Here is a 24,719-nt window from a genome sequence, read left to right as displayed (position 1 = left end):
CGTAACCCTAAACCTAAACCGCGGCGGCTCCCGAAACGATCTCGGTGAGTTCCTGAGTGATGCTGAATTGACGAGCCTTATTGTAAACAAGTTGCAACTCTTTGATCAGGTTGCCACCGTTATCCGTTGCGGCTTTCATCGCTACCATTCGCGCGGCCTGTTCGCTGGCCAGGTTTTCAACGACGCCCTGATAAACCTGCGATTCCACATAACGGCGCAACAATGTATCCAGCAGCGCCTTGGGATCGGGTTCATACAGGTAATCCCAGGTTTTCTTCTTCAGCTCTTCCCCATCTTCCGCGGGCGGCAAGGGCAGGACCTGAAGCAGTTGCGGTACCTGGGACATGGTATTAACGAATTTGTTGCTGACAATATAGAGCTTATCCAGGCGGCCTTCGTCATACGCCTGCAGCATGACTTTAACCGGCCCAATCAGTTCAGACAGCGTGGGGTTATCCCCCATGCCGGTGACCTGGGCAACCACGTTGCTGCCGACGGCGTTGAAGAACGACACCGCCTTGGAGCCGATCAGCGCCAGTTCCGCATCAACGCCCTTTTCACTCCAGGCTTTCATGTCCGTCAGCACTTTTTTGAACAGGTTAATGTTCAGGCCGCCGGCCAGACCACGGTCGGTGGCCACCACCAGATACCCGACGCGCTTGACGTCGCGCTCTTCCAGGTAAGGATGTTTATATTCCAGATTTCCCAAAGCAAGGTGACCAATCACATTACGCATAGTTTCTGCATAAGGACGGCTGGCCGCCATACGCTCCTGCGATTTGCGCATTTTGGATGCGGCAACCATCTCCATCGCTTTGGTGATCTTCTGCGTGTTTTGCACGCTGGCGATCTTAGTACGTATTTCTTTGGCGCTGGCCATCTCTGCTTCTCCTCATGGCGTCATGGCCTGCCGAAACAGGCCATAGCGCGTTACCAGGACTGGGTTGCCTTGAAGTTATCGAGGATGCCTTTCAGCTTGCCTTCGATTTCATCGTTATAAGCGCCGGTCTGGTTGATTTGTTGCATCAAATCGCCTTGCTCGCGGTCTACGTAGGCCAGCAGCGCGGCCTCGAAGTCGCCGACCTTTGCCAGTTCGATGTCTTCCAGGTAACCACGTTCAGCGGCGAACAACACCAGGGACTGCTGCGATACCGACATGGGAGCATATTGTTTCTGCTTCAACAGTTCGGTCACTTTTTGTCCATGATTCAGCTGCTTACGCGTTGCTTCATCCAGATCGGAAGCAAACTGGGAGAACGCGGCCAGCTCACGGTACTGAGCCAAAGCCGTACGAATACCGCCCGACAGTTTTTTCATAATCTTCGTCTGGGCTGCGCCGCCCACACGGGATACGGAAATACCGGGGTTAACGGCGGGACGAATACCGGCGTTGAACAGGCTTGATTCCAGGAAGATCTGGCCATCGGTGATGGAAATCACGTTGGTCGGAACAAACGCGGAAACGTCGCCCGCCTGGGTTTCGATGATCGGTAATGCGGTCAGCGAGCCGGTCTTGCCCTTCACTTCACCCTTGGTAAAGGCTTCTACGTATTCGGCGTTGACGCGCGACGCGCGTTCCAGAAGACGGGAGTGAAGATAGAATACGTCCCCGGGATAGGCTTCACGTCCAGGCGGACGACGGAGCAACAGGGAAATCTGACGGTAAGCCACGGCTTGTTTGGACAAATCATCATAGATGATCAGCGCATCTTCGCCGCGATCGCGGAAATACTCGCCCATGGCGCAGCCTGAATACGGCGCCAGGTATTGCAGGGCGGCGGATTCGGACGCGGTGGCGACCACGACAATGGTATTGGCCAGGGCGCCGTGCTCTTCCAGCTTGCGCACGACGTTCGCCACGGTGGAGGCTTTCTGGCCGATGGCGACATAGACGCACTTGATGCCGGATTCGCGCTGATTGATAATCGCATCGATCGCCAGGGCCGATTTACCGGTCTGGCGGTCGCCGATGATCAGCTCGCGCTGGCCGCGGCCGATGGGAATCATGGCATCCACGGATTTATAACCGGTCTGTACCGGCTCATCCACGGATTGGCGTTCGATAACGCCCGGCGCAATAGCCTCGACGGCGGAAAAACCGTCGTTCTCTACCGGGCCCTTGCCATCGATGGGCGCGCCCAGCGTGTTGACCACGCGGCCCAGCAGGCCACGGCCAACCGGCACTTCCAGAATGCGGCCGGTGCACTTGACCTTCATGCCTTCGGCCAGGTCTTCATAGGGTCCCATCACCACGGCGCCGACGGAGTCGCGTTCCAGGTTCAGGGCGATAGCGAAGCGGTTGCCCGGCAGGGCGATCATTTCACCCTGCATGACTTCGGCCAGGCCGTGAATACGGATAATCCCGTCACTCACGGAAACGATAGTACCTTCATTGTGAGCTTCGCTCACCACATTGAACTGAGCAATGCGCTGCTTGATCAGTTCGCTGATTTCGGTGGAATTCAGTTGCATGCTCCAGTCCCCTTAAGACTGCAATACGTCTGCCAGTCGTTCGAGACGACCGCGTACGCTGCCATCTATCACCATATCGCCCGCGCGAATAATCACGCCGGCAATGACAGACTTATCAATTTTGCAATTCAGCTTAACTTTGCGTGACAGACGTTGTTCCATCGCGGCAGTAATTTTCGCCAGTTGCTCGTCTTTTAGATGGCTTACGGAAATGACGTCCACTTCCACAGTCGATTCGTGCGCGGCGCGCATCTCCATAAACTGTTCCAGCACATCCGGCAAAACTGCTAATCGTCCGTTTTCGGCCATGACCTTGATAAGATTCTGGCCCGCCTGGTCGAGTTGATCGCCGCATACCGCGATAAACGTTTCCGACAGTGTTTCTGGTGCAACCGCACCGGATAACAGTTCAGCCATCTGATCGTTGCGGCTAACCTCGGCGGTAAACGACAGCATAGCCTGCCACTGTTCAACGCTTTGATGCTCGACGGCAAAGTCAAAAGCTGCTTTGGCGTAGGGGCGAGCTACCGTTACTAATTCAGACATCAGCCCCTCCCTCCCTACAGTTCAGCGACCAGTTTATCTACGATGTCGCTGTTGGCAGCTTCATCCACGGAACGTTCGATGATCTTCTCGGCACCCGCTAAAGCCAGCAGCGCGACCTGTTTACGCAGCTCTTCACGAGCCCGTTTGGTTTCGGCCTGAATTTCTGCCTGAGCCTGCGCTACGATTCTGTTACGTTCGTCTTCCGCTTCCGCTTTCGCTTCGTCCATAATCTGAGCTTTGCGCTTGTTGGCTTGCTCGATGATTGCCTGGGCTTCGGCTCTGGCCTTCTTCAGTTGATCGGTCGCATTGGCTTGCGCGATATCCACCTCTTTTTTCGCCAGATCCGCAGAAGCGAGGCCATCAGCAATTTCTTTCTGACGCTTCTCTATGGCTGCGATAAGCGGCGGCCATATGTATTTCATGCAGAACAGGACAAACAGGATGAACGCGATGGCCTGGCCGAGGATTGTTGCGTTAAGATTCACAGCACAATGCCTCTTATAAAGTTAACGGTTTGATGTTGTATTAATTTCACGCAATGCTACACACTACGCTACGGCAAACATCACGTACAGTCCCAGACCCACGGCAATCATCGGGATGGCGTCGACCAGACCCATAACGATAAAGAACTGAGTACGCAGCAGAGGGATCAGATCCGGCTGACGCGCTGCACCTTCCAAAAATTTACCACCCAGGATGCCGATACCGATCGCAGCACCGATTGCCGCCAGACCCATCATCACAGCGGCAGCCATGTACAGCAGATCGAGATTCAGGTTTTCCATGACAGTCTCCAGTTTGTTTCAGATTAAACGCAACAGTATTGTAAAAATATCAGTGTTCTTCGGACGCCATCGCTAGATAGACAATCGTCAGCACCATAAAGATAAAGGCTTGCAACGTAATGATCAGTATGTGGAAAATGGCCCAGGGCACATTCAGGATCCACTGCGACCACCACGGTAACAGACCGGCAATCAGAATGAAGATCAACTCACCCGCATACATATTGCCGAACAACCGAAGGCCTAAGGAAACTGGTTTGGACAGTAAGCTCACGCCTTCGAGAATCAGGTTGATGGGTATAAACGCCCAATGGTTAAACGGCTGCATGGTGAGTTCTTTGACAAAACCACCGATCCCTTTCATCCGCACGCTATAGATGAGAATGAGGATAAAGACCCCCAGCGCCATGGATATGGTGATATTCACGTCGGCGGAAGGCACCACGCGCAGCGCCGGTAGTCCCATATAACGCTCGGCGATGGTCGGCAGCAGATCGATAGGCAGCAAATCCATCAGGTTCATCAGGAAAACCCAGACGAAGATGGTCAGCGCCAGCGGCGCGATAAGTTTGCTTTTACCGTGGAACATATCCCGCACGCTGCCGTCGACAAACCCGATAATCAGTTCAACCGCCGTCTGCAGTTTACCGGGAACGCCGCTGGTAGCCCTTCTGGCGACGCGCGAGAAAATCGTAATAAAAATCACGCCGAGCAGAACGGAAAAGAACATGGAGTCAATGTTCAGCGTCCAGAATGTTGCCGGGCCGTTATGGGGATTAACCAGTTCAAAAGTACGCAGGTCCAACTGAAGGTTGTTCAGGTGGTGGCCTATGTATTCCTGTGGAGTAGAGATTTCTCCTGATGCAGACATGATGCCTCTTACCCTTTGTTGTTAATTACGGCCGGTGCCAATATCTGCACAATCAGCACCGATAAATAGGTCAGGCCCAATGGAACAAACGCGGCCCTGAACATCCCAAGCGCTACGATAAGCAAAGCTATGGTAGCGACGACCTTGAGCGCCTCTCCGATGGCAAAAGACCAGGCAACACGCCCCGCGGCCGGAACTTTCACCTGATGGCGCCAGGTAAAGAGTACAAACAACACGTTCGGCAGCCAGGCCGCCAATCCTCCGCCCAGGGCGGATGCGGCCCACTGCGGGCTGCGCAAGGCGAACAACGCGCCCAGCAGGCCCAACGTCAATAACTGGATAAACAACACTTTTCCAGCAACTTTCCCACTGTAGAGGGAAAAGGACATTATTTCACTTCCCCCATACCTGTTCCGGTCAGGCTGAAGGTGTATAAAACTGCCTTTAGCGCGATGAGTCAAGTAGCGAAAAACGTGCAAATTATACGGGTAGACACTACGAATTCAATGCATAAGTAGCGAAAAGGTGAACAATAATTTAAATTCCTTCGTTTTACCCGTTTTCCCCGCTAAAGCGCGGGAATGATACCATGCATAACTTTATACTGCTTGGGCAATTATTGCTTCTGAAACTGTGCGTCTGATCACGTTATAGTTCGCTAATTTTTATGGCTCGTCGGCGGGCTTTTTTTGCCTCTGATTAAAATAACTATAAAAACACATTAATTTTCAAACAGTTATATATTAACGTGTCCTTAAAAAGCCTTATATCATCACAATCGCGCCGGAGTGTGATGAGGCGGCTTATTCTCCGCCAAAGCCGGCGGTAATATCACTGACATTTTTGGACACATATATTTTACACAGTGACTATTAGCCTTAGAACTAAATGAGCGACAATACAATATGATAAAATAATGTAAAATTTAAGTAACCGAGATTTGAAATTACACCGCCGGGAAATGCGGCCGTCCGGCAAAAACCGCGATAATTCTATTCAATCTTTTATTGATAAAAAACAAATTTAACGCACCCCGATCACCACTAAATGCCGCTCGCCCTGCAATTGCGGCACGGACAGCGTAATCACTGATTCCAGCACGTATTTTTCCGGCAACGCGGACAATTCCTCCGCCGGCACCTGCCCTTTCAGCGCATAAAAACGGCCTGCCGGCACGGCGGGCAAATGATGACACCAGGCCAGCATATCGCCCACCGAAGCAAAGGCGCGGCTGATAACGCCGTCAAAACCCGTGACCGGCGCATAGTCCTCCACCCGGCTCTGCACCGGTTCGATATTGTTCAGCCGCAGTTCGTGTTGCACCTGGCGCAGGAAGCGAATGCGCTTGCCCAGGCTATCGAGCAGGGTAAAGCGGGAATCGGGGCGGACGATGGCCAGCGGAATGCCGGGCAAGCCGGCGCCGGTGCCCACATCGATAAAATGCCGGCCGCGCAGATGCGGATCGACCACGATGCTATCCAGGATATGGCGGATCAGCATTTGCGCTGGATCGCGCACTGACGTCAGGTTATACGCCTTGTTCCATTTATCCAGCAGTTCAACGTAGCGTACCAGCTGCCGCTTTTGCCCATCGGGCAGCGCAATGCCGGCGGCGTTGAGTAAGACTTCCAGTTTGGCCAGCATGGCGGGATCCTTAAAAATAAGCGGGGTGGCGGACATGTCATCTCAGGCGCTGCGGCGCAGCATGCCCTGCTTTTTCAGCCATACCAGCAAAATGGAAATCGCCGCCGGGGTGATGCCGGAAATGCGTGAGGCCTGCCCAATGGAATTGGGTTTGTGATCGTTAAGCTTGGCGATCGCTTCATTGGACAAGCCTGATACCTGCCGGTAATCCAGCTCCGCCGGCAGCAGGGTATTTTCATTACGCAGCTGGCGGTCGATCTCTTCCTGCTGACGGGTGATGTAACCCGCATATTTAATCTGGATTTCCACCTGCTCCGCCGCCTGCGGATCGGTAAGCGCGGGCGAAAACATCGGTAGCCCGGTCAGGACGCCGTAAGTCATCTCCGGACGCCTGAGTAGTTCTTCGCCGCTGGCTTCGCGTGACAAAGGCGCCTTAAGCAGCAGGTTGATCTGTTCAACCTCGGCGGTGCGGGGATTAACCCAGACGTCGCGCAGGCGCTGGCGCTCCCGCTCGATATTGTCCAGTTTCTCGCTAAAGCGCGCCCAACGCTCATCGTCCACCAGCCCCAGCTGCCGGCCGGTTTCGGTCAGGCGTAAATCCGCGTTATCCTCGCGCAGCAGCAGCCGGTATTCAGCGCGCGAGGTAAACATACGATAGGGTTCCTTGGTGCCCAGGGTGCAAAGATCATCCACCAGCACGCCCAGATAGGCCTGATCGCGGCGTGGGAACCACCCTTCCTGGTCATTGGCCAGGCGGCCGGCGTTGATGCCCGCCAGCATGCCCTGGGCGGCGGCTTCTTCGTAGCCGGTGGTACCGTTGATCTGCCCGGCGAAGAATAATCCGGCAATGTATTTGCTCTCAAGCGTCTGCTTCAAATCGCGCGGATCAAAAAAATCATACTCGATGGCATAGCCGGGCCGAACGATGGCGGCGTTTTCCAGTCCTTTCATCGAATGCACGATTTTCATCTGCACATCAAACGGCAGGCTGGTGGAAATGCCGTTGGGATAAACCTCATTGCTGGTCAGCCCTTCAGGTTCAAGGAAAATCTGATGGGAGTCGCGATCGGCAAAACGCATGACCTTGTCTTCGATGGAAGGACAATAGCGCGGTCCCACGCCTTCGATGACGCCGGCGTACATCGGGCTGCGATCCAGGTTCTGCCGGATCACCTCATGGGTGTTCTCATTGGTGTAGGTAATATAACAAGGCACCTGGCGCGGATGCTGTTCAACCGAGCCCATAAACGAGAATACCGGTAACGGCACATCGCCCTGCTGGGTCGCCAGCTGGCTGAAGTCGATGGTTCTGGCGTCCAGGCGCGGCGGGGTGCCGGTTTTCAGGCGTTTTACCCGGAACGGCAGCTCACGCAGACGTTTGGACAATGAGATCGACGGCGGATCGCCCGCCCGGCCACCGCTGTAATGATCCATGCCGATGTGGATCTTGCCGTCCAGGAAAGTCCCGACGGTCAGTACCACCGCCCTGGCCCTGAATTTCAGGCCCATCTGGGTCACCGCCCCGACCACGCGATCGTTTTCGACGATAAGATCTTCCACCGCCTGCTGGAAGATCATCAGGTTGGGCTGGTTCTCCAATGCGGTTCGGATCGCCAGGCGATACAGCAGCCGATCCGCCTGGGCACGGGTGGCGCGCACCGCCGGCCCTTTGCTGGCGTTTAGTATCCTAAACTGTATCCCCGCCAGGTCGATCGCCTTGGCCATCAGGCCGCCCATGGCGTCGATTTCCTTGACCAAATGGCCTTTGCCTATCCCGCCGATTGCCGGATTACAGGACATTTGTCCAAGCGTATCAATATTATGCGTCAACAGCAGGGTCTTGCGGCCCATCCTGGCCGCCGCCATGGCAGCTTCGGTGCCGGCATGGCCGCCGCCGATGATGATGACGTCAAATTGATCGGGATAAAACATGATAACTCTTCCTCGCATGGGGCCATCGCCTGGGGCGAACGATCGTCAAGGGCGGTTGGGAAAGTGGATTCTACTCAACTTTGCGGGTGATACAAGCCCTGGGGATCCGCAGGTAATTAAAGAAAGATCTTTTTATTTAAAGATCTCTTTATTAAGTCTACTACTATGATCGCGATCCTCTGTGGATAAGCCTTTAAACAGCCGCAATATCAGATCGTTGCTGACGATCGTTTGCTGTGAATGATCGGTGATCCCAAACGGTATAAGCTGGGATCAAGATCGGTACTTATCCACTGATTGAAAAACGAACAAGGGTTATACAGTGGATAAGTACCGGTTATAGGCGGGTTTTAAGCATACTTATACACAAAAAATCAGCGATCTTTTTTAGTTTTTATTAAGTCGATCCAGCTTTCCGCCCATTCTTCCGCCGGATCCTCGGGAATTTCATGTTGCGTGATATCGATCTTTAATATTTCGCCGATGCGCACCGCGCCGCGCGCGATCATGTGACGATCGATAGCATCGATCGCCCCGCAAAAGGTATCGTATTCACTGCTGCCGATGCCGACCGCGCCATATCTAACATTGGCCAGCGACGGCTGCTCGGTTTCCAGTTGTTCAAACAGCGGCTGCAAATTATCCGGCAGATCCCCGGCGCCGTGGGTCGAGGATACGATCAGCCACAGGCCTTCCAGAGCCATCTCTTCCAATTCGGGACCGTGCAGCACAGTGGCGGTAAACCCCTGATTTTCAAGAATACCGGCAAGGTGTTCCGCCACGTATTCGGCGCTGCCCAGGGTGCTGCCACTGACGATCGTTATATCGGCCATATTCTTTCCGTCTGATCAAAGAGCCGATATTGTACGCTGTGTATCGCCTGGGATCTACCTGTGGACAATAGGGGTATAACAATTTGCCGTCAGGGGACGATCGTACGGCTGATGGGGTTTTGCAGCGAGATCAGCGTTTCCGTGGATTGGATTTCATCAATGGTCTGGATCTTGTTGATAAGTACTTCCTGCAAGGCATCGATGGAGCGGCACATGACTTTGATAAAAATGCTGTAATGCCCCGTGGTGTAATAGGCTTCCACCACTTCCTCCAGCGCATCGAGTTTTTTCAGCGCCGACGGGTAGTCCTTGGCGCTCTTGAGAATGATGCCGATAAAGCAGCAGACGTCATAACCCAGGTGCTTGGCGCTGACGTCTACCCGGGCGCCGGTAATAATACCCGCCTGCTTCATTTTCTCCACCCGCACATGAATGGTGCCGGCGCTGACCGCTAATTGCTTGGCAAGCTCGGCATAGGCGGTACGGGCATTGGCCATCAGCGCCTGCAAAATGGCGCGATCGAGCGCATCTATCTGATAATTTTCCGGCATTATTTCCTCTTTGGTGACAACAGGCGACCCCTGCTGCCGGCGGTCAGTCCTGACGGCGCCAGCGTCGTAGCAAACGGTTTTTCAGGCCGGTATCGAAGCGCCAGATATGATCGAATATCTTCAGGATACCCGGTTTTCCCAGGGACGACAGCGCAACGGCATGAAACCGCTGAAGCTGCCGCTGCTGCTGCTGTTTTATCCTGGCGGCCAGTTTGTCCGGCAAACGCTGGGCGATAAAATCGGAGATCACTACCGCGTCCGCGTCCCGCCACTCGGGCGTATCCAGCCGATCGGCCAGGGCGGCGATGCAGGCGGTTAAGTCGGTGCCGCCGCTAAAGCGCTGGCCGAGAAAACGGATCGCCTGTTCCAGCCCGGATAGGGCGCTAAGCTCATAGCTGACCATGCCGGTGGAGAACAGCGTAATATAGCAGCGCCGGTTATCCGCCAGCGCAATACGCATCAGCGCCAGGCAGAACGCCTTTGCGCATTGCTCGTTAAATCCGCCCATCGAACCGGACGTATCGACGCAGACGATAAACGGCCCCCGCGGCTGCGGTTGCCGTTGCTCGCCCTGCGCCGACTGTTTTACCACCCGCTCCCGCCAGCCCTCGCCCTGCAGGCGATAGGTCAGCAAGCGTTTCTCCAGCAACCGCCGGTAGAATTCATACTCCAATTCATCAATACCCAGTGTTGCCAGCTCGGTGGGCAGCAACCGCAACAGATCGTCGCTTTGGTGAATACCGCCGACTTCCTCGGGTTGTACCATGGGTTCGCGCACCCGCAGCCGCATCCATTGCTGCGGCGCCTCGGGAGCGGCGGCGGCGTGGGCTTCCCGGCTGCGTCCCAAGCTTTCGGCCAGCCGGCGTAATTCCGGTTGCCGACGTAAAAACTCGCCGTAATGGACCAACTGGCGGTAATCCTGCTGCTGCCTTTGCGCGGCGGCCATGTCCCACAAACGTCCGGCCGCGGCTTCGTTTTCCGCCATCAGGGGCGCCAGCGCTCCGCTGGTCGCCAGCTGCTGAGCGAGCTCGTCAAGCAGCAGTTCGCGTTCCGTATCCAGCAACTGATGGTGCAGGGTGACCGCCCTCAGCGTCAGGTCGATGCGCCAGCGCTGTAAAAACAGGGGATGGAAGCTTTCCTGCGGGCGCGCCCGGGCAAAGGTCGCCGCCGCGGCCAGGCTTGCGGCCTCCGGATAAAAAGGCGAGGAAAGCCGCTGCAGCAGTTCCAGAGTGGGGGCAAGCGCGTCCCTGAACTCGCCTGGCGATAGCAGTTGGCAGTGTTGGAAGTGGTAAAACTCCGTGGCCAGTTCGGATGAAACCCGGGTTTCCATCAATACCCGTGCCAAACGTTGCCGGATAACCGGCATGCGCTTGAGCAAAACGGTTTTGAACAGCGGGTATTTTTCCATGAACACGGCTAACTGCGGGCTGGCAAGCAGCGTCAGGATAAAATCGTCCAGCAGCTCGCCTTCGTTGATGGATAAAAATAAATCCAGAGTGCTCAAGGCCAGCACGATGGGTTAACCTTGTCCGGCTTGCGCGAGCTGGCGGGACACTTCCAGCAGGCTATCTTCTATTTTAGCCACCCAATCGCGCGGGATGAACAGACAGGCTTGCTGTTCGCTGAACCGGGCGCGCTGCTGGCGATACTGCCTCTCCACCAAGGCCAACGCCTCTTGCAGCGCTTGCGGCGGTGCCGCCGGCGGGAGTTGCTCCTCCAGCGCCAATAGCGAGGCTTGCCGGCTGATATCCAATATTTCCAGCTGTCGCTCGGCGTTGATGCGTACCTCCAGGGGCTGGGCAAAGCCGATATTATTGAGCCGCCCTTTTAAAACCGTATCTTTAAGCAGCCACTGTTGCAGCGCCTCACGCTCGACGGCGATATGGGTCACGTTGACGTCATGCAATACCAGCGGTGTTTGCAATACCAGCCGCAGGGTGCCGTCGGTTATCGCTGCGGGCAGGGAATAGACCGGTTTACGATTTATCAATCCTTTGCGCGACTCGAACGCCAGGGCCTGCCGTTGGTTTTGCCGGCGACGGTGCGCCAGGCTTTCCCGCTGTATATCCTGGATTTTCAACAGCATGGTTTGCTGTTGATAGCCTTGCTCGATAAGCAACAATTCAACCTGGCGTTCCACCAGTTGCAGACTGTCCGGATCGTGCCACAGGCAATCCTTTAACAAGATGATGTCTATCGGGGCGATGGCCTGCCGGTCGCTGAAAAACGCGCTTGCCCGCAGCAGGCGCAACGCTTTTTTCCACCGCCGGTCGGAGACATAAGGCGCCTGAGTCACGGCATCCAGGCGCTGGCGCAGCAGGTAAATCAATTCAAAACATTCCGCCGGCAGGCTGATGAGATCTATTTTCGGCTGCCATGCCAGATATTCTTCGTCGGTAACGCCCAGGCCGTCGGGTAAAGCCTGCTCCCCGCTATCAGCCGTGTGAATCAGCAACGCGTGGAAATTGGCTTTCTCTTTGACCTTATGCAGCCACAAACGGATCAGCATACGGTCATACAGGGCTTCCAGGCCGCTGTCATTATCCGGGAGTTCATTGGACGCGGTTATCAGCAGCCGCATCGGCAATACCTGCTCGGTATCGCCGTTGCGAAAACGCCGCTCGTTAATGGCCGTCAGCAGGGTATTCAAAATGGCCGGTCCGGCTTTCCATATTTCATCAAGAAAGACAATTTCCGCCTCCGGCAGGTAGCCTTTGGTCAGGCGATGGTAACGCCCGTCTTCTTTCAGGGCCTGGATGGACAGGGGGCCGAACACTTCTTCCGGTGTGGAAAAGCGCGTCATCAGATAATCAAAGGCCCGCGCATGGCTGAACGCCAGTTTAAGACGGCGCGCAATAAGACTTTTGGCGATGCCGGGCGGACCCAATAAAAACACGCTTTCGCCGCATAACGCCGCCAGCAGGCACAGGCGCACGGTATGCTGCCGTTCGTACAGCCCGCTTTCCAGCGCGCTGCTCAGGCGATAAATTCTCTCAACCAGCGGGGATGAATGAGCCATAATAAATGTCTGATCCCGAGTAATTATGATGACGCAACAATAAACTACCGCTTTTTATAATGATAGGACTGAAAACAGGCGGGAGGCAGGGTCATTTCTTCCCGACGGGCTGATATCGATGCGAAGAAAGATGATATTAGATTAGGTATTCTGCTAGTTTCATGCATACTGTGCGCTTTTTGATGAGCTATGGATTAAGCCCACCAAACGCTACGGATACATTACAGCGCGAAAGAGGTTATGAGTAGAGAGAATAAGCAATCCCTATCGGCGGTAACATTGGCCGCTATCGGCGTGGTTTATGGAGATATCGGCACAAGTCCTCTATATACCCTCAGAGAATGCCTGGCAGGGCACTATGGTTTCGGTGTTGAACGGGGCGCGGTGCTTGGTTTCCTGTCGCTCATCTTCTGGCTGCTGATCCTTATTGTTTCCTTCAAATACCTGTCTTTCGTCATGCGGGCGGATAACGCCGGGGAAGGCGGTATTTTAACCCTGATGTCGCTGGCCGGCAGGAATACGTCGGCGCGCATGACCTCGGTGCTGGTTATCATGGGGCTTATCGGCGGCAGTTTCTTTTACGGCGAGGTTGTGATTACGCCGGCCATCTCGGTGTTGTCGGCCATTGAAGGGCTGCAAATCGCCGCGCCGTCGCTTGATGCCTATATCGTCCCCTTATCCGTAGCTGTCCTGACGCTGCTGTTCCTTATCCAGAAAAAAGGCACCGGCGGCATAGGCAAATTGTTCGCGCCGGTCATGGTGGTGTGGTTTCTGGCCCTGGCGGTGTTGGGCGCGCGCGGCATCATGGACAATCCCGAAGTGCTGTACGCCCTCAATCCCAAATGGGCGGTAAGCTTTTTTATTCAATATAAAACCATTTCGTTTTTTGCCCTTGGCGCGGTGGTGTTGTCGATTACCGGCGTGGAAGCGCTGTATGCCGATATGGGCCATTTCGGCAAGCTGCCGATCCGTATCGCCTGGTTCAGCGCGGTTCTGCCCTCGCTGGTATTAAACTATTTCGGCCAGGGCGCGTTATTGCTGAAATACCCCGCCGCCATCAAGAACCCTTTCTTTTTGCTGGCGCCGGACTGGGCGCTGATTCCCTTATTGATATTGGCCACCCTCGCCACGGTGATTGCCTCCCAGGCGGTGATATCCGGCGTCTTTTCCCTCACCCGACAGGCGGTGCGCCTGGGTTACCTGCCGCCGATGCGCATCGTCCATACTTCCGAGATGGAATCCGGCCAGATCTATATCCCCTTTATTAACTGGCTGCTGTATGTTGCCGTGGTGCTGGTGATCATGAGCTTCGAGCATTCCAGCAATCTGGCGGCGGCGTACGGTATCGCGGTTACCGGCACCATGGTGCTGACCAGCATCCTGTCCTGCACCGTCGCCATAAAAAACTGGCATTGGAACCGTTTGCTGGTGTTGGTATTGCTGATATTGCTGCTGGGCATGGATATTCCCATGTTCGCCGCCAACGCCCTGAAGATTTTCTCCGGCGGCTGGCTGCCTCTGCTGCTGGGTTTCCTGATGTTTATCGTCATGACCACCTGGAAGAGCGAACGCTTCCGGCTGTTGCGCAGGATGCATGAGCACGGCAATTCCCTGGAGGCGCTGATCGCCTCGCTGGAAAAATCGCCGCCGGTCAGGGTAGCGGGCACGGCGGTATTTATGTCGCGGGCGATGAACGTCATTCCTTTTGCGCTACTGCACAATCTCAAGCACAACAAGGTGCTGCACGAACGCGTGGTGCTGTTGACGCTGCGCACCGAAGACGCGCCATTTGTACACAATGTGCGGCGCGTCACCATCGAGCAGCTTTCGCCGACCTTCTGGCGGGTGGTTGCGAGCTACGGCTTTAAAGAAACGCCGGATATGGAGGAAATTTTCCATCGCTGCGGCCTGGAAGGGCTGTCGTGCCGGATGATGGAGACCTCTTTCTTTATGTCCCACGAATCGCTGATCCTGGGTAAACGCCCCTGGTATCTGCTGGTGAGGGGCAAGCTGTTCATCGCCTTAAGCCGCAACGCCCTGCGTGCGCCCGATCAATACCTGATTCCACCTAACCGGGTTATCGAGCTGGGCACCCAGGTGGAAATCTAAGTCGCCGGCTGATCTGTCCTCCAGGCGAGCCAGCCCGGCAGGCCGTTTGTTAACGGCGGCGCGGGGGCCGCTTGCCGTCTTGCGCCGCTGACTAATCGTTTCCTGCCAGCAGCCGCTGGCAGGCCGCCATCGCCTCCCGCGAATCGCCGGCCAGAATGGCATCCACGATAGCCTGGTGCGGGTCGGCCTTCACGTTTTCATCGCTGACGATGGCGCGAAAATAGTTCTGATAGATGGAACTGAACAGATTGGCAAAAGATGAAAGGAATGGATTGCCGCTGATTTCATAGATATGCCGGTGGAACTGGGCATCGACGTGTATCCAGCGTTCACGGTCAAAATGCGCATGCAGCAACTGCATCTCCTCCATCAGCATCACCAGCCTGTTTTTTTCCTCATCGGTGGCATTCACCGCCGCCAGCGCGCAGGCCTGCGGCTCAAGGCTGGTGCGCATGACCAGGAAGTGATCCATCACGCCGTCAAAATTCTCGCGGGTGACCCACCACCCTAGTAATTCCTGATCCAGAAAATTCCACTGGTGGCGCGGTAAGACGCGCGTGCCGATACGCGGCCGGGGCAAGAGCATGCCTTTTGCCGCCAATATTTTCACCGCCTCCCTGACCGCGGTACGGCTGACGCCAAACAGATCGCCCAGCTCAATTTCACCCGGCAAAATGTCGCCGGCGGCATATTCTCCCGCCAGGATGCGTTGTCCCAGCTTCTCGGCCAGAATATAGGAAAGGTTTCGTTGTGCGGCTTGTTGTTGCGGTGTCAAATGCATCGCGTCCCGTCCCATGTGTTTTAATTGACTCTATATTATGCCTGCGCACGGGCATATGGCGGGGTAAATGTCGTAAATGCAGTCCCGATCCCTGAATTTATCCAAGATTTGCTGAAAAATAAACCGATTGGCTTATTTTTACCAATTAACCCTTGTCAGGCTGGGGAAAGTCCCTATAATGCGCCTCCACTGACCGGGAACAAACGCTAACGCGATGCCGGGTCGGGAAGGGAAAAGCGCCCGGTTCGGGCAAATAAAAGCTTGACTCTTCAGCGGGAAAACGTAATATACGCAACCCGCGCCAGGTGAGATTGATGCACGCTGGCCATGCTCTTTAACAATTTATCAGACAATCTGTGTGGGCATTCACAAGACCGTATCGAAACACAAAATACCAAGTCTTGAAGAGTGAACAAACAGTTAATTCATAAGATTAACAGTATGACAATCTTTGAGCATCAAGCTTTTAATTGAAGAGTTTGATCATGGCTCAGATTGAACGCTGGCGGCAGGCCTAACACATGCAAGTCGAGCGGCAGCGGGAAGTAGCTTGCTACTTTGCCGGCGAGCGGCGGACGGGTGAGTAATGTCTGGGGATCTGCCTGATGGTGGGGGATAACTACTGGAAACGGTAGCTAATACCGCATAACGTCGCAAGACCAAAGTGGGGGACCTTCGGGCCTCACGCCATCGGATGAACCCAGATGGGATTAGCTAGTAGGTGAGGTAATGGCTCACCTAGGCGACGATCCCTAGCTGGTCTGAGAGGATGACCAGCCACACTGGAACTGAGACACGGTCCAGACTCCTACGGGAGGCAGCAGTGGGGAATATTGCACAATGGGCGCAAGCCTGATGCAGCCATGCCGCGTGTGTGAAGAAGGCCTTCGGGTTGTAAAGCACTTTCAGCGGGGAGGAAGGCGATAAGGTTAATAACCTTGTTGATTGACGTTACCCGCAGAAGAAGCACCGGCTAACTCCGTGCCAGCAGCCGCGGTAATACGGAGGGTGCGAGCGTTAATCGGAATTACTGGGCGTAAAGCGTACGCAGGCGGTCTGTTAAGTCAGATGTGAAATCCCCGGGCTTAACCCGGGAACTGCATTTGAAACTGGCAGGCTAGAGTCTCGTAGAGGGGGGTAGAATTCCAGGTGTAGCGGTGAAATGCGTAGAGATCTGGAGGAATACCGGTGGCGAAGGCGGCCCCCTGGACGAAGACTGACGCTCAGGTACGAAAGCGTGGGGAGCAAACAGGATTAGATACCCTGGTAGTCCACGCTGTAAACGATGTCGATTTGAAGGTTGTGGCCTTGAGCCGTGGCTTTCGGAGCTAACGCGTTAAATCGACCGCCTGGGGAGTACGGCCGCAAGGTTAAAACTCAAATGAATTGACGGGGGCCCGCACAAGCGGTGGAGCATGTGGTTTAATTCGATGCAACGCGAAGAACCTTACCTACTCTTGACATCCAGAGAAGACTTCAGAGATGAGGTTGTGCCTTCGGGAACTCTGAGACAGGTGCTGCATGGCTGTCGTCAGCTCGTGTTGTGAAATGTTGGGTTAAGTCCCGCAACGAGCGCAACCCTTATCCTTTGTTGCCAGCGAGTAATGTCGGGAACTCAAAGGAGACTGCCGGTGACAAACCGGAGGAAGGTGGGGATGACGTCAAGTCATCATGGCCCTTACGAGTAGGGCTACACACGTGCTACAATGGCGCATACAAAGAGAAGCGAACTCGCGAGAGTAAGCGGACCTCACAAAGTGCGTCGTAGTCCGGATTGGAGTCTGCAACTCGACTCCATGAAGTCGGAATCGCTAGTAATCGTGGATCAGAATGCCACGGTGAATACGTTCCCGGGCCTTGTACACACCGCCCGTCACACCATGGGAGTGGGTTGCAAAAGAAGTAGGTAGCTTAACCTTCGGGAGGGCGCTTACCACTTTGTGATTCATGACTGGGGTGAAGTCGTAACAAGGTAACCGTAGGGGAACCTGCGGTTGGATCACCTCCTTACCGAAAGATACGTAATGTGAAGTGTCCACACAGATTGTCTGATAACTGTAACGAGCAAGAAAAACCTTCTATAGGCTTGTAGCTCAGGTGGTTAGAGCGCACCCCTGATAAGGGTGAGGTCGGTGGTTCGAGTCCACTCAGGCCTACCAGTTCTACTTACCCTGGTCATTTTCACCGCTGCGTGACTCATGTGCTTGCGCACACTGCGTTACTCGCGCCGAAACTGTCTGCGGCTAAGCGAACTGGTCCATTCTTTACTGTGCAGGATTACGGCGCCACTCGTTTATTTCAATAAACTTCGTGACCCCACGCCTTGCCTGGAAACGAATGGGCTATCAAGTTGTTCTCCTTTCTAAATGCCATTGCTTTGTAGCTTAATTGATGCACAGCAATTTCAGTGCGGGAAAGAGTCTGGTTGATGTTAAAAGGTTAAACGACTTGGGGCTATAGCTCAGCTGGGAGAGCACCTGCTTTGCACGCAGGGGGTCAGCGGTTCGATCCCGCTTAGCTCCACCATTTCCTGATGGGATGGGTGGTAAGATTGTCTGGTTTTTCTTATTTATTTCAGAGCACATTGTTACGCAACCGCGTATCAGTATGCTGCGAAATACATGCTCTTTAACAATCCGGAACAAGCTGAAAATTTGAAAAAAACATGCTGAGCAAAATCAGTATGCGATTCTCTCAAAGCAAGCAAACCTAATGATTGCCGTGTCGATGGCAATCTCTGTAGCCCAGGCGAGGGTTTACCCTCACCAGGGTGAGACTGTGCGAACAGTGTCAGGGCAAGGCGCACGGCGCGCAGCCAGCGGAGTGGACTCAATGTCCATGAGCATGGCGAGCACCGCGCAACGATGCCATGGCAGTGTGCAGCCAGTCGCAACACAGACACTTTAGGGTTGTGAGGTTAAGTGAATAAGCGTACACGGTGGATGCCTAGGCAGTCAGAGGCGATGAAGGACGTGCTAATCCGCGAAATGCGCCGGTGAGCTGATATGAAGCGCTATCAGCCGGCGATGTCCGAATGGGGAAACCCAGTGCAATTCGTTGCACTATCATTACGTGAATCCATAGCGTATTGAGGCGAACCGGGGGAACTGAAACATCTCAGTACCCCGAGGAAAAGAAATCAACCGAGATTCCCCTAGTAGCGGCGAGCGAACGGGGAACAGCCCAGAGTCACCATCAGCATTTGCATCAGGAGAACGGTCTGGAAAGTCCGGCAACACAGGGTGATAGCCCCGTATCCGAAGGTGCAAGTGCTGTGAGCTCGATGAGTAGGGCGGGACACGTGATATCCTGTCTGAAGATGGGGGGACCATCCTCCAAGGCTAAATACTCCTGACTGACCGATAGTGAACCAGTACCGTGAGGGAAAGGCGAAAAGAACCCCGGCGAGGGGAGTGAAATAGAACCTGAAACCGTGTACGTACAAGCAGTGGGAGCCTTGATTTATCAGGGTGACTGCGTACCTTTTGTATAATGGGTCAGCGACTTATATTCTGTAGCAAGGTTAACCGTATAGGGGAGCCGTAGGGAAACCGAGTCTTAACTGGGCGTTAAGTTGCAGGGTATAGACCCGAAACCCGGTGATCTAGCCATGGGCAGGTTGAAGGTTGGGTAACACTAACTGGAGGACCGAACCGACTAATGTTGAAAAATTAGCGGATGACTTGTGGCTGGGGGTGAAAGGCCAATCAAACCGGGAGATAGCTGGTTCTCCCCGAAAGCTATTTAGGTAGCGCCTCGTGAATTCATCTTCGGGGGTAGAGCACTGTTTCGGCTAGGGGTCCACCCCGGATTACCAACCCGATGCAAACTGCGAATACCGAAGAATGTTACCACGGGAGACACACGGCGGGTGCTAACGTCCGTCGTGAAGAGGGAAACAACCCAGACCGCCAGCTAAGGTCCCAAAGTCATGGTTAAGTGGGAAACGATGTGGGAAGGCATAGACAGCCAGGATGTTGGCTTAGAAGCAGCCATCATTTAAAGAAAGCGTAATAGCTCACTGGTCGAGTCGGCCTGCGCGGAAGATGTAACGGGGCTAAACCATGCACCGAAGCTGCGGCAGCGATACCTTCGGGTATTGTTGGGTAGGGGAGCGTTCTGTAAGCCTGCGAAGGTGGCCTGTGAGGGTTGCTGGAGGTATCAGAAGTGCGAATGCTGACATAAGTAACGATAAAGCGGGTGAAAAGCCCGCTCGCCGGAAGACCAAGGGTTCCTGTCCAACGTTAATCGGGGCAGGGTGAGTCGACCCCTAAGGCGAGGCCGAAAGGCGTAGTCGATGGGAAACAGGTTAATATTCCTGTACTGGGTGTGACTGCGAAGGGGGGACGGAGAAAGCTAGGTTCGCCGGGCGACGGTTGTCCCGGTTTAAGCGTGAAGGTGGAAAGAGCAGGTAAATCCGCTCTTTTATTCAACACTGAGGCGTGATAACGAGCCACTACGGTGGTGAAGGAATTGATGCTACGCTTCCAGGAAAAGCCTCTAAGCTCCAGGTCACATCGAATCGTACCCCAAACCGACACAGGTGGTCAGGTAGAGAATACCAAGGCGCTTGAGAGAACTCGGGTGAAGGAACTAGGCAAAATGGTGCCGTAACTTCGGGAGAAGGCACGCTGGCATTAGGTGGAGGGACTTGCTCCCCGAGCTGAAGCCAGTCGCAGATACCAGCTGGCTGCAACTGTTTATTAAAAACACAGCACTGTGCAAACACGAAAGTGGACGTATACGGTGTGACGCCTGCCCGGTGCCGGAAGGTTAATTGATGGGGTTATCCGTAAGGAGAAGCTCTTGATCGAAGCCCCGGTAAACGGCGGCCGTAACTATAACGGTCCTAAGGTAGCGAAATTCCTTGTCGGGTAAGTTCCGACCTGCACGAATGGCGTAATGATGGCCAGGCTGTCTCCACCCGAGACTCAGTGAAATTGAACTCGCTGTGAAGATGCAGTGTACCCGCGGCAAGACGGAAAGACCCCGTGAACCTTTACTATAGCTTGACACTGAACATTGAGCCTTGATGTGTAGGATAGGTGGGAGGCTTTGAAGTGTGGACGCCAGTCTGCATGGAGCCAACCTTGAAATACCACCCTTTAATGTTTGATGTTCTAACTCCGGCCCATAATCTGGGTCGAGGACAGTGTCTGGTGGGTAGTTTGACTGGGGCGGTCTCCTCCTAAAGAGTAACGGAGGAGCACGAAGGTTAGCTAATCACGGTCGGACATCGTGAGGTTAGTGCAAAGGCATAAGCTAGCTTGACTGCGAGAGTGACGGCTCGAGCAGGTGCGAAAGCAGGTCTTAGTGATCCGGTGGTTCTGAATGGAAGGGCCATCGCTCAACGGATAAAAGGTACTCCGGGGATAACAGGCTGATACCGCCCAAGAGTTCATATCGACGGCGGTGTTTGGCACCTCGATGTCGGCTCATCACATCCTGGGGCTGAAGTAGGTCCCAAGGGTATGGCTGTTCGCCATTTAAAGTGGTACGCGAGCTGGGTTTAGAACGTCGTGAGACAGTTCGGTCCCTATCTGCCGTGGGCGTTGGAAGATTGAGAGGGGCTGCTCCTAGTACGAGAGGACCGGAGTGGACGCACCACTGGTGTTCGGGTTGTCATGCCAATGGCATTGCCCGGTAGCTACGTGCGGAAGAGATAACCGCTGAAAGCATCTAAGCGGGAAACTTGCCTCGAGATGAGTCTTCCCTGTGGCTTTAAGTCACCTGAAGGGACGTTAAAGACGATGACGTTGATAGGTCGGGTGTGTAAGCGCAGCGATGCGTTGAGCTAACCGATACTAATGACCCGTGAGGCTTAACCTTACAACACCTAAAGTGTTTGACGCGAAGAGAGCGTTGCCCCCAGGGGTGGCGAGAGAATTTTCAGCGAAGTTCCGGATAAAGGCCGATGGTCATCAGTAGCAGGATGACGGTTGGTAAACGAATTTGCCTGGCGGCACTAGCGCGGTGGTCCCACCTGACCCCATGCCGAACTCAGCAGTGAAACGCCGTAGCGCCGATGGTAGTGTGGGGTCTCCCCATGCGAGAGTAGGGAACTGCCAGGCATCCAATTGACGAAGCCCTCTGTGAGAACAGAGGGCTTTTTCATGTGCGTAACCCTGGCGGTTCGCTACTCGAGTCAGAGAGTAGGACAACAGGCGGAGCCTGTTGAACGCCGCCTGCGGCGGCCCGCAGGGTGGCCGCCGCAGGCGGACATCAACTGCCAGGCATCCCATTGACGAAGCCCTCAAAGAAAACAGAGGGCTTTTTCATGTGCGTAACCCTGGCAGTTCGCTACTCGAGTCAGAGAGCAGGACAACAGGCGGAGCCTGTTGAACGCCGCTTGCGGCGGCCCGCAGGGTGGCCGCCGCAGGCGGACATCAACTGCCAGGCATCCCATTGACGAAGCCCTCAAAGAAAACAGAGGGCTTTTTCATGTCCGTAACCCTGGCGGTTCGCTACTCGAGTAAGAGAGTAGGACCCCCGGCAACGCCGGTGGAACGGAGCCGCAGGCGACGGCCCGCAGGGTGCCTGGCGCAGTCAGGCATCAACTGTCAGGCATCCCATTGACGAAGCCCTCTGTGCAAACAGAGGGCTTTTTCATAGCGATAAAACAGGCAAGCCAGCAGGGCAAAAGGGTACCCATTGGTAATAAAATAGCATCTGGCTGGCCTGACGTATTTTATACTATTATCGGTTGAAAAAATATTGGTTTATTAGCGTCCACCTGCGTCGCGGAAATAACCTCAGTACTAACTTCATCACCATTATGTTTATCATCAATATCTTCATTTTTATCACCAATTACATGTCCTCGACGGCGAGCAAGTGTTTCAATAAGAGTTTTATCAAGTTTTTTTGCGGAGTGAGAAGGATCTTTTGACTCATTTGATGGAATATCCTTTTTAAGCACCTGGGGCACTGAGGCTTTAATATTAGAAAGTAAATCATGCTCAGACGGTTGCCGCCCAAATTGGTCATGATGTTCATTCGAGAAATTACTGGGCTGCCCCGATACTTTTCTTAACCCCTCCCGCGCTTTCTGAATAACATCCAATGTTATCTCCGGCCGGTGCGGTGGTTGTTGCCCAGAGCTTTTTTTGAGAATTCGCCTTTCCTTGGATTCACTATTGAAAGGCGGCGGTGGTGGCGGCGGCGGCGGTGGCGGCGAACCATTGGTACCGCTAGTGTCAGTGGCGATTCCATTATCTTCTGTCTGTGAAGACACTGACTTAGAATTCTTTTTTCCTCTGTCGCTCATATCACTATTAATATCGCTAGCGTCAGTGGGGATGCCATCATCATCTGTCTGTGAAGACACTGACTTAGAATTCTTTTTTCCTCTGTCGCTCATATCACTATTAATATCGCTAGTGTCAGTGGGGATGCCATCATCATCTGTCTGTGAAGACACTGACTTAGAATTATTTTTTCCTCTGTCGCTCATATCACTATTAATATCGCTAGTGTCATCGGGGATGCCATCATCATCTGTCTGTGAAGACACTGACTTCATATCCTTTTTTTCATTTCCGCCCGGATTAACTATAGGCTGGATAATCTCAGGTTGATTTATATTATCCTGCGTTGATATAACCATCTTGCTCTCATCTGCGGTATTTTGTTCGTTAAGCTGACGCCACGGGTAGGGCTCGGTGTTTATGGTCATCTCACTGCGATTTGACGCATTTCCCCGCTTATCATACGCAACGGCTGAGACGACATACTGGTTGGTACCATGGCTGCTGAAGTCCGGAAATTGTACCTGGTAAGCATTATTGTTGAGGGTAACGATTTGACCCCCTGCAGGCTTCAGCGCGCTGTCGTCCCATTCAATACGGCTAATATCATGTTTAGCCGAGACCCTAAAATTAATGTGTTTCCGTTCGCCTTCAACCCCGCTCAGCTCCGTGGGTAGCTGGAAATGAATTTGTTCCCTGCGCTGATACTCAAGCACAATATTATTATTACGCGCCACAACATCCAATCGGCTGCCGGCCAGGCTGCGCCGCAGCGGCGTATAATGCGGATCCAGCTGTTTTGCTAAAGGTACATTAAAATGATAATTTAATGAAAGATTGGCTTTACCCTCTGTTTTGCCATTATTCCAACGCGCATGATCCGCGCCAAATGTAATCAGCGGTACCGGAGAATAGGTCAAGCCCGCGGTAAGCGCCGAGGGGTTTCGATACCGTTCATTGCGGCTGAGGGTTACGACCTCAGCGCCGAAATAGCGCTCATATTTTACTTTGGCGCCCACCTGGGGGTATGCCGGTAAAAACGTCTCCGCTACAAGATCAAAACCATTCGCGGCGCGTTCCTTGGTACCTGTGAGTAATGAAGACGTTTTCCAATCCGACAGGCGATAATAGCCGTTAGCCGCAAGCTTAATATTATCTCCCCAGACTTCAAATCCGATACCTGCCCGTTGATGATGATTGCCTGAGATTTGCGCGTCGTAAAAGGCGTTATATCCCAGCATCCAGCTCTCGAAAAAATGACGCTGCCCCACACCAATATTGATGATACTTTTGGCATTATGCCGTCTTATACCGAGCTGGCTGAAGAGCATCCGCTCGTCCCTGTTTGTCAAGGGCACCAGGAAATCAAATGAGGCGCCAGTCAATAAATTGTGTTTTATTGGCAAATTGACTGCCGAGGTGCCAGACGGCGTTCCGTGTTTAACGCGCGGGGCTGTCGTGTTGTCCTTGGAGGAAAGGGTGTTTTCATTGAGCGAAGGGATTGATAGTAAAGATTCATGTAATGTATGGTCGTTAAAATTGGGTTGGGGTAATTTTTCCCTGATGGTAATATCTTCGCCTTTATGGGTGCTGGTTTTTTTAAGTTCCTTTTTTTTGTCAGTTGAAAAACAGCCGGCCAACAAGGCCGCTATACTAATAACGGTAACGTGCCATTTTGTATAAATCATATATAATGCCGTAAAGTAAATATTTCAAGCAGTTGCCAATACTGCCACATGATTATATTTATATGCAGGAAGTTATAAATCAAAAGAGAATGAATAATCAGTTTTCTCTGGCAGGCTTCACTGCATGTTTAATGATTATTTAATCTATGATTAAAACACAGGTTCGCTCCTTTCAGGGCCGCTTAGCAGCAAAACAGGCACGATCAAGGAAATGCCCCCATCGGCATGCCGGGACCAG

Annotated in this window: 16 protein-coding genes, 2 tRNA genes and 3 rRNA genes; 6 read left to right on the top strand and 15 right to left on the bottom strand. The window is 53.7% G+C overall.

What is annotated here, in order from left to right; genetic code table 11:
* Positions 1 to 13 precede the first annotated feature (13 nt).
* The 13 genes from atpG to ravA all read right to left on the bottom strand — a co-directional run bounded on the left by atpG (position 14) and on the right by ravA (position 12,656).
* Positions 14 to 880 (bottom strand): F0F1 ATP synthase subunit gamma, encoded by an 867-nt coding sequence (gene atpG, locus ACL2XF_RS20585; RefSeq protein WP_410012842.1) that lies wholly within the window; start codon positions 878 to 880, stop codon positions 14 to 16.
* A gap of 50 nt (positions 881 to 930) precedes the next feature.
* Positions 931 to 2,472, bottom strand: coding sequence for a F0F1 ATP synthase subunit alpha (gene atpA, locus ACL2XF_RS20580; RefSeq protein ID WP_410012841.1), 1,542 nt, complete (start codon positions 2,470 to 2,472; stop codon positions 931 to 933).
* Between the two features lie 12 nt (positions 2,473 to 2,484).
* Positions 2,485 to 3,018 carry a F0F1 ATP synthase subunit delta gene (gene atpH, locus ACL2XF_RS20575; RefSeq protein WP_410012840.1) on the bottom strand — a complete coding sequence of 178 codons (534 nt, stop codon included), beginning with the start codon at positions 3,016 to 3,018 and terminating at the stop codon, positions 2,485 to 2,487.
* Between the two features lie 14 nt (positions 3,019 to 3,032).
* Positions 3,033 to 3,503, bottom strand: a complete 471-nt coding sequence (atpF, locus tag ACL2XF_RS20570) for a F0F1 ATP synthase subunit B (protein WP_410012839.1) — start codon at positions 3,501 to 3,503, stop codon at positions 3,033 to 3,035.
* A gap of 63 nt (positions 3,504 to 3,566) precedes the next feature.
* Positions 3,567 to 3,806 carry a F0F1 ATP synthase subunit C gene (gene atpE / locus ACL2XF_RS20565; protein WP_132924133.1) on the bottom strand — a complete coding sequence of 80 codons (240 nt, stop codon included), beginning with the start codon at positions 3,804 to 3,806 and terminating at the stop codon, positions 3,567 to 3,569.
* 49 nt (positions 3,807 to 3,855) lie between these two features.
* Complete coding sequence (atpB, locus tag ACL2XF_RS20560; protein WP_410012838.1) at positions 3,856 to 4,677, bottom strand: F0F1 ATP synthase subunit A; 822 nt, start codon at positions 4,675 to 4,677, stop codon at positions 3,856 to 3,858.
* A gap of 8 nt (positions 4,678 to 4,685) precedes the next feature.
* A complete protein-coding gene (gene atpI / locus ACL2XF_RS20555; RefSeq protein ID WP_410012837.1) occupies positions 4,686 to 5,066 on the bottom strand; it encodes a F0F1 ATP synthase subunit I in 381 nt (126 codons plus the stop codon).
* 634 nt (positions 5,067 to 5,700) lie between these two features.
* On the bottom strand, positions 5,701 to 6,321 hold the full coding sequence (gene rsmG, locus ACL2XF_RS20550; RefSeq protein ID WP_413727443.1) for a 16S rRNA (guanine(527)-N(7))-methyltransferase RsmG: 621 nt from the start codon (positions 6,319 to 6,321) through the stop codon (positions 5,701 to 5,703).
* A 42-nt stretch (positions 6,322 to 6,363) separates the two neighbouring features.
* A complete protein-coding gene (gene mnmG / locus ACL2XF_RS20545; protein ID WP_410012836.1) occupies positions 6,364 to 8,253 on the bottom strand; it encodes a tRNA uridine-5-carboxymethylaminomethyl(34) synthesis enzyme MnmG in 1,890 nt (629 codons plus the stop codon).
* A 374-nt stretch (positions 8,254 to 8,627) separates the two neighbouring features.
* Entirely contained in the window at positions 8,628 to 9,086 is a 459-nt protein-coding gene (gene mioC / locus ACL2XF_RS20540; protein WP_413721764.1) for an FMN-binding protein MioC, read from the bottom strand.
* Positions 9,087 to 9,175: 89 nt separating this feature from the next.
* The gene (gene asnC, locus ACL2XF_RS20535; protein WP_410012834.1) at positions 9,176 to 9,637 is read right to left on the bottom strand and encodes a transcriptional regulator AsnC; all 462 of its coding nucleotides are present in this window, start codon (positions 9,635 to 9,637) and stop codon (positions 9,176 to 9,178) included.
* 43 nt (positions 9,638 to 9,680) lie between these two features.
* Positions 9,681 to 11,150 (bottom strand): ATPase RavA stimulator ViaA, encoded by a 1,470-nt coding sequence (viaA, locus tag ACL2XF_RS20530; RefSeq protein ID WP_413727442.1) that lies wholly within the window; start codon positions 11,148 to 11,150, stop codon positions 9,681 to 9,683.
* A gap of 6 nt (positions 11,151 to 11,156) precedes the next feature.
* Positions 11,157 to 12,656, bottom strand: coding sequence for an ATPase RavA (ravA, locus tag ACL2XF_RS20525; protein WP_410012832.1), 1,500 nt, complete (start codon positions 12,654 to 12,656; stop codon positions 11,157 to 11,159).
* Positions 12,657 to 12,896: 240 nt separating this feature from the next.
* Here ravA and kup point away from each other — a divergent pair, with 240 nt between their 5' ends.
* Positions 12,897 to 14,765, top strand: coding sequence for a low affinity potassium transporter Kup (gene kup / locus ACL2XF_RS20520; protein WP_410012831.1), 1,869 nt, complete (start codon positions 12,897 to 12,899; stop codon positions 14,763 to 14,765).
* A gap of 91 nt (positions 14,766 to 14,856) precedes the next feature.
* On the opposite strand, the gene ACL2XF_RS20515 is transcribed toward kup, so the two are convergent.
* On the bottom strand, positions 14,857 to 15,546 hold the full coding sequence (locus ACL2XF_RS20515; protein ID WP_410012830.1) for a FadR/GntR family transcriptional regulator: 690 nt from the start codon (positions 15,544 to 15,546) through the stop codon (positions 14,857 to 14,859).
* Positions 15,547 to 16,013: 467 nt separating this feature from the next.
* On the opposite strand from ACL2XF_RS20515, the gene ACL2XF_RS20510 reads away from it, so the two are divergent.
* From ACL2XF_RS20510 to rrf, 5 genes are all read left to right on the top strand, one after another.
* Positions 16,014 to 17,556 (top strand): 16S ribosomal RNA (locus tag ACL2XF_RS20510).
* A gap of 72 nt (positions 17,557 to 17,628) precedes the next feature.
* A tRNA-Ile gene (locus ACL2XF_RS20505) sits at positions 17,629 to 17,705 on the top strand.
* Between the two features lie 291 nt (positions 17,706 to 17,996).
* Positions 17,997 to 18,072: transfer RNA gene (locus ACL2XF_RS20500), tRNA-Ala, on the top strand.
* A gap of 389 nt (positions 18,073 to 18,461) precedes the next feature.
* Positions 18,462 to 21,375 (top strand): 23S ribosomal RNA (locus ACL2XF_RS20495).
* Between the two features lie 126 nt (positions 21,376 to 21,501).
* Positions 21,502 to 21,617, top strand: a 5S ribosomal RNA gene (rrf, locus tag ACL2XF_RS20490).
* Together the 16S, 23S and 5S rRNA genes with 2 tRNA genes alongside form the textbook arrangement of a ribosomal RNA operon.
* Positions 21,618 to 22,234: 617 nt before the next feature.
* Here the strand turns inward: rrf and ACL2XF_RS20485 are convergent.
* Positions 22,235 to 24,481, bottom strand: coding sequence for an inverse autotransporter beta domain-containing protein (locus ACL2XF_RS20485; protein WP_413727441.1), 2,247 nt, complete (start codon positions 24,479 to 24,481; stop codon positions 22,235 to 22,237).
* Between the last annotated feature and the right edge of the window lie 238 nt (positions 24,482 to 24,719).

This window comes from Sodalis sp. RH19, from assembly GCF_047324215.1.
GTDB lineage: Bacteria > Pseudomonadota > Gammaproteobacteria > Enterobacterales > Enterobacteriaceae > Acerihabitans.
This window is presented reverse-complemented; position numbering and strand designations above follow the sequence as displayed.

What these genes read in the sequence shown, in the direction of transcription:
- atpB (WP_410012838.1), bottom strand. Translation starts at nt 4,677, where the DNA reads ATGTCTGCATCAGGAGAAATCTCTACTCCACAGGAATACATAGGCCAC.
- ravA (WP_410012832.1), bottom strand. Translation starts at nt 12,656, where the DNA reads ATGGCTCATTCATCCCCGCTGGTTGAGAGAATTTATCGCCTGAGCAGC.
- atpE (WP_132924133.1), bottom strand. Translation starts at nt 3,806, where the DNA reads ATGGAAAACCTGAATCTCGATCTGCTGTACATGGCTGCCGCTGTGATG.
- rsmG (WP_413727443.1), bottom strand. Translation starts at nt 6,321, where the DNA reads ATGCTGGCCAAACTGGAAGTCTTACTCAACGCCGCCGGCATTGCGCTG.
- mnmG (WP_410012836.1), bottom strand. Translation starts at nt 8,253, where the DNA reads ATGTTTTATCCCGATCAATTTGACGTCATCATCATCGGCGGCGGCCAT.
- atpA (WP_410012841.1), bottom strand. Translation starts at nt 2,472, where the DNA reads ATGCAACTGAATTCCACCGAAATCAGCGAACTGATCAAGCAGCGCATT.
- atpG (WP_410012842.1), bottom strand. Translation starts at nt 880, where the DNA reads ATGGCCAGCGCCAAAGAAATACGTACTAAGATCGCCAGCGTGCAAAAC.
- atpH (WP_410012840.1), bottom strand. Translation starts at nt 3,018, where the DNA reads ATGTCTGAATTAGTAACGGTAGCTCGCCCCTACGCCAAAGCAGCTTTT.
- ACL2XF_RS20485 (WP_413727441.1), bottom strand. Translation starts at nt 24,481, where the DNA reads ATGATTTATACAAAATGGCACGTTACCGTTATTAGTATAGCGGCCTTG.
- asnC (WP_410012834.1), bottom strand. Translation starts at nt 9,637, where the DNA reads ATGCCGGAAAATTATCAGATAGATGCGCTCGATCGCGCCATTTTGCAG.
- mioC (WP_413721764.1), bottom strand. Translation starts at nt 9,086, where the DNA reads ATGGCCGATATAACGATCGTCAGTGGCAGCACCCTGGGCAGCGCCGAA.
- ACL2XF_RS20515 (WP_410012830.1), bottom strand. Translation starts at nt 15,546, where the DNA reads ATGCATTTGACACCGCAACAACAAGCCGCACAACGAAACCTTTCCTAT.
- kup (WP_410012831.1), top strand. Translation starts at nt 12,897, where the DNA reads ATGAGTAGAGAGAATAAGCAATCCCTATCGGCGGTAACATTGGCCGCT.
- atpI (WP_410012837.1), bottom strand. Translation starts at nt 5,066, where the DNA reads ATGTCCTTTTCCCTCTACAGTGGGAAAGTTGCTGGAAAAGTGTTGTTT.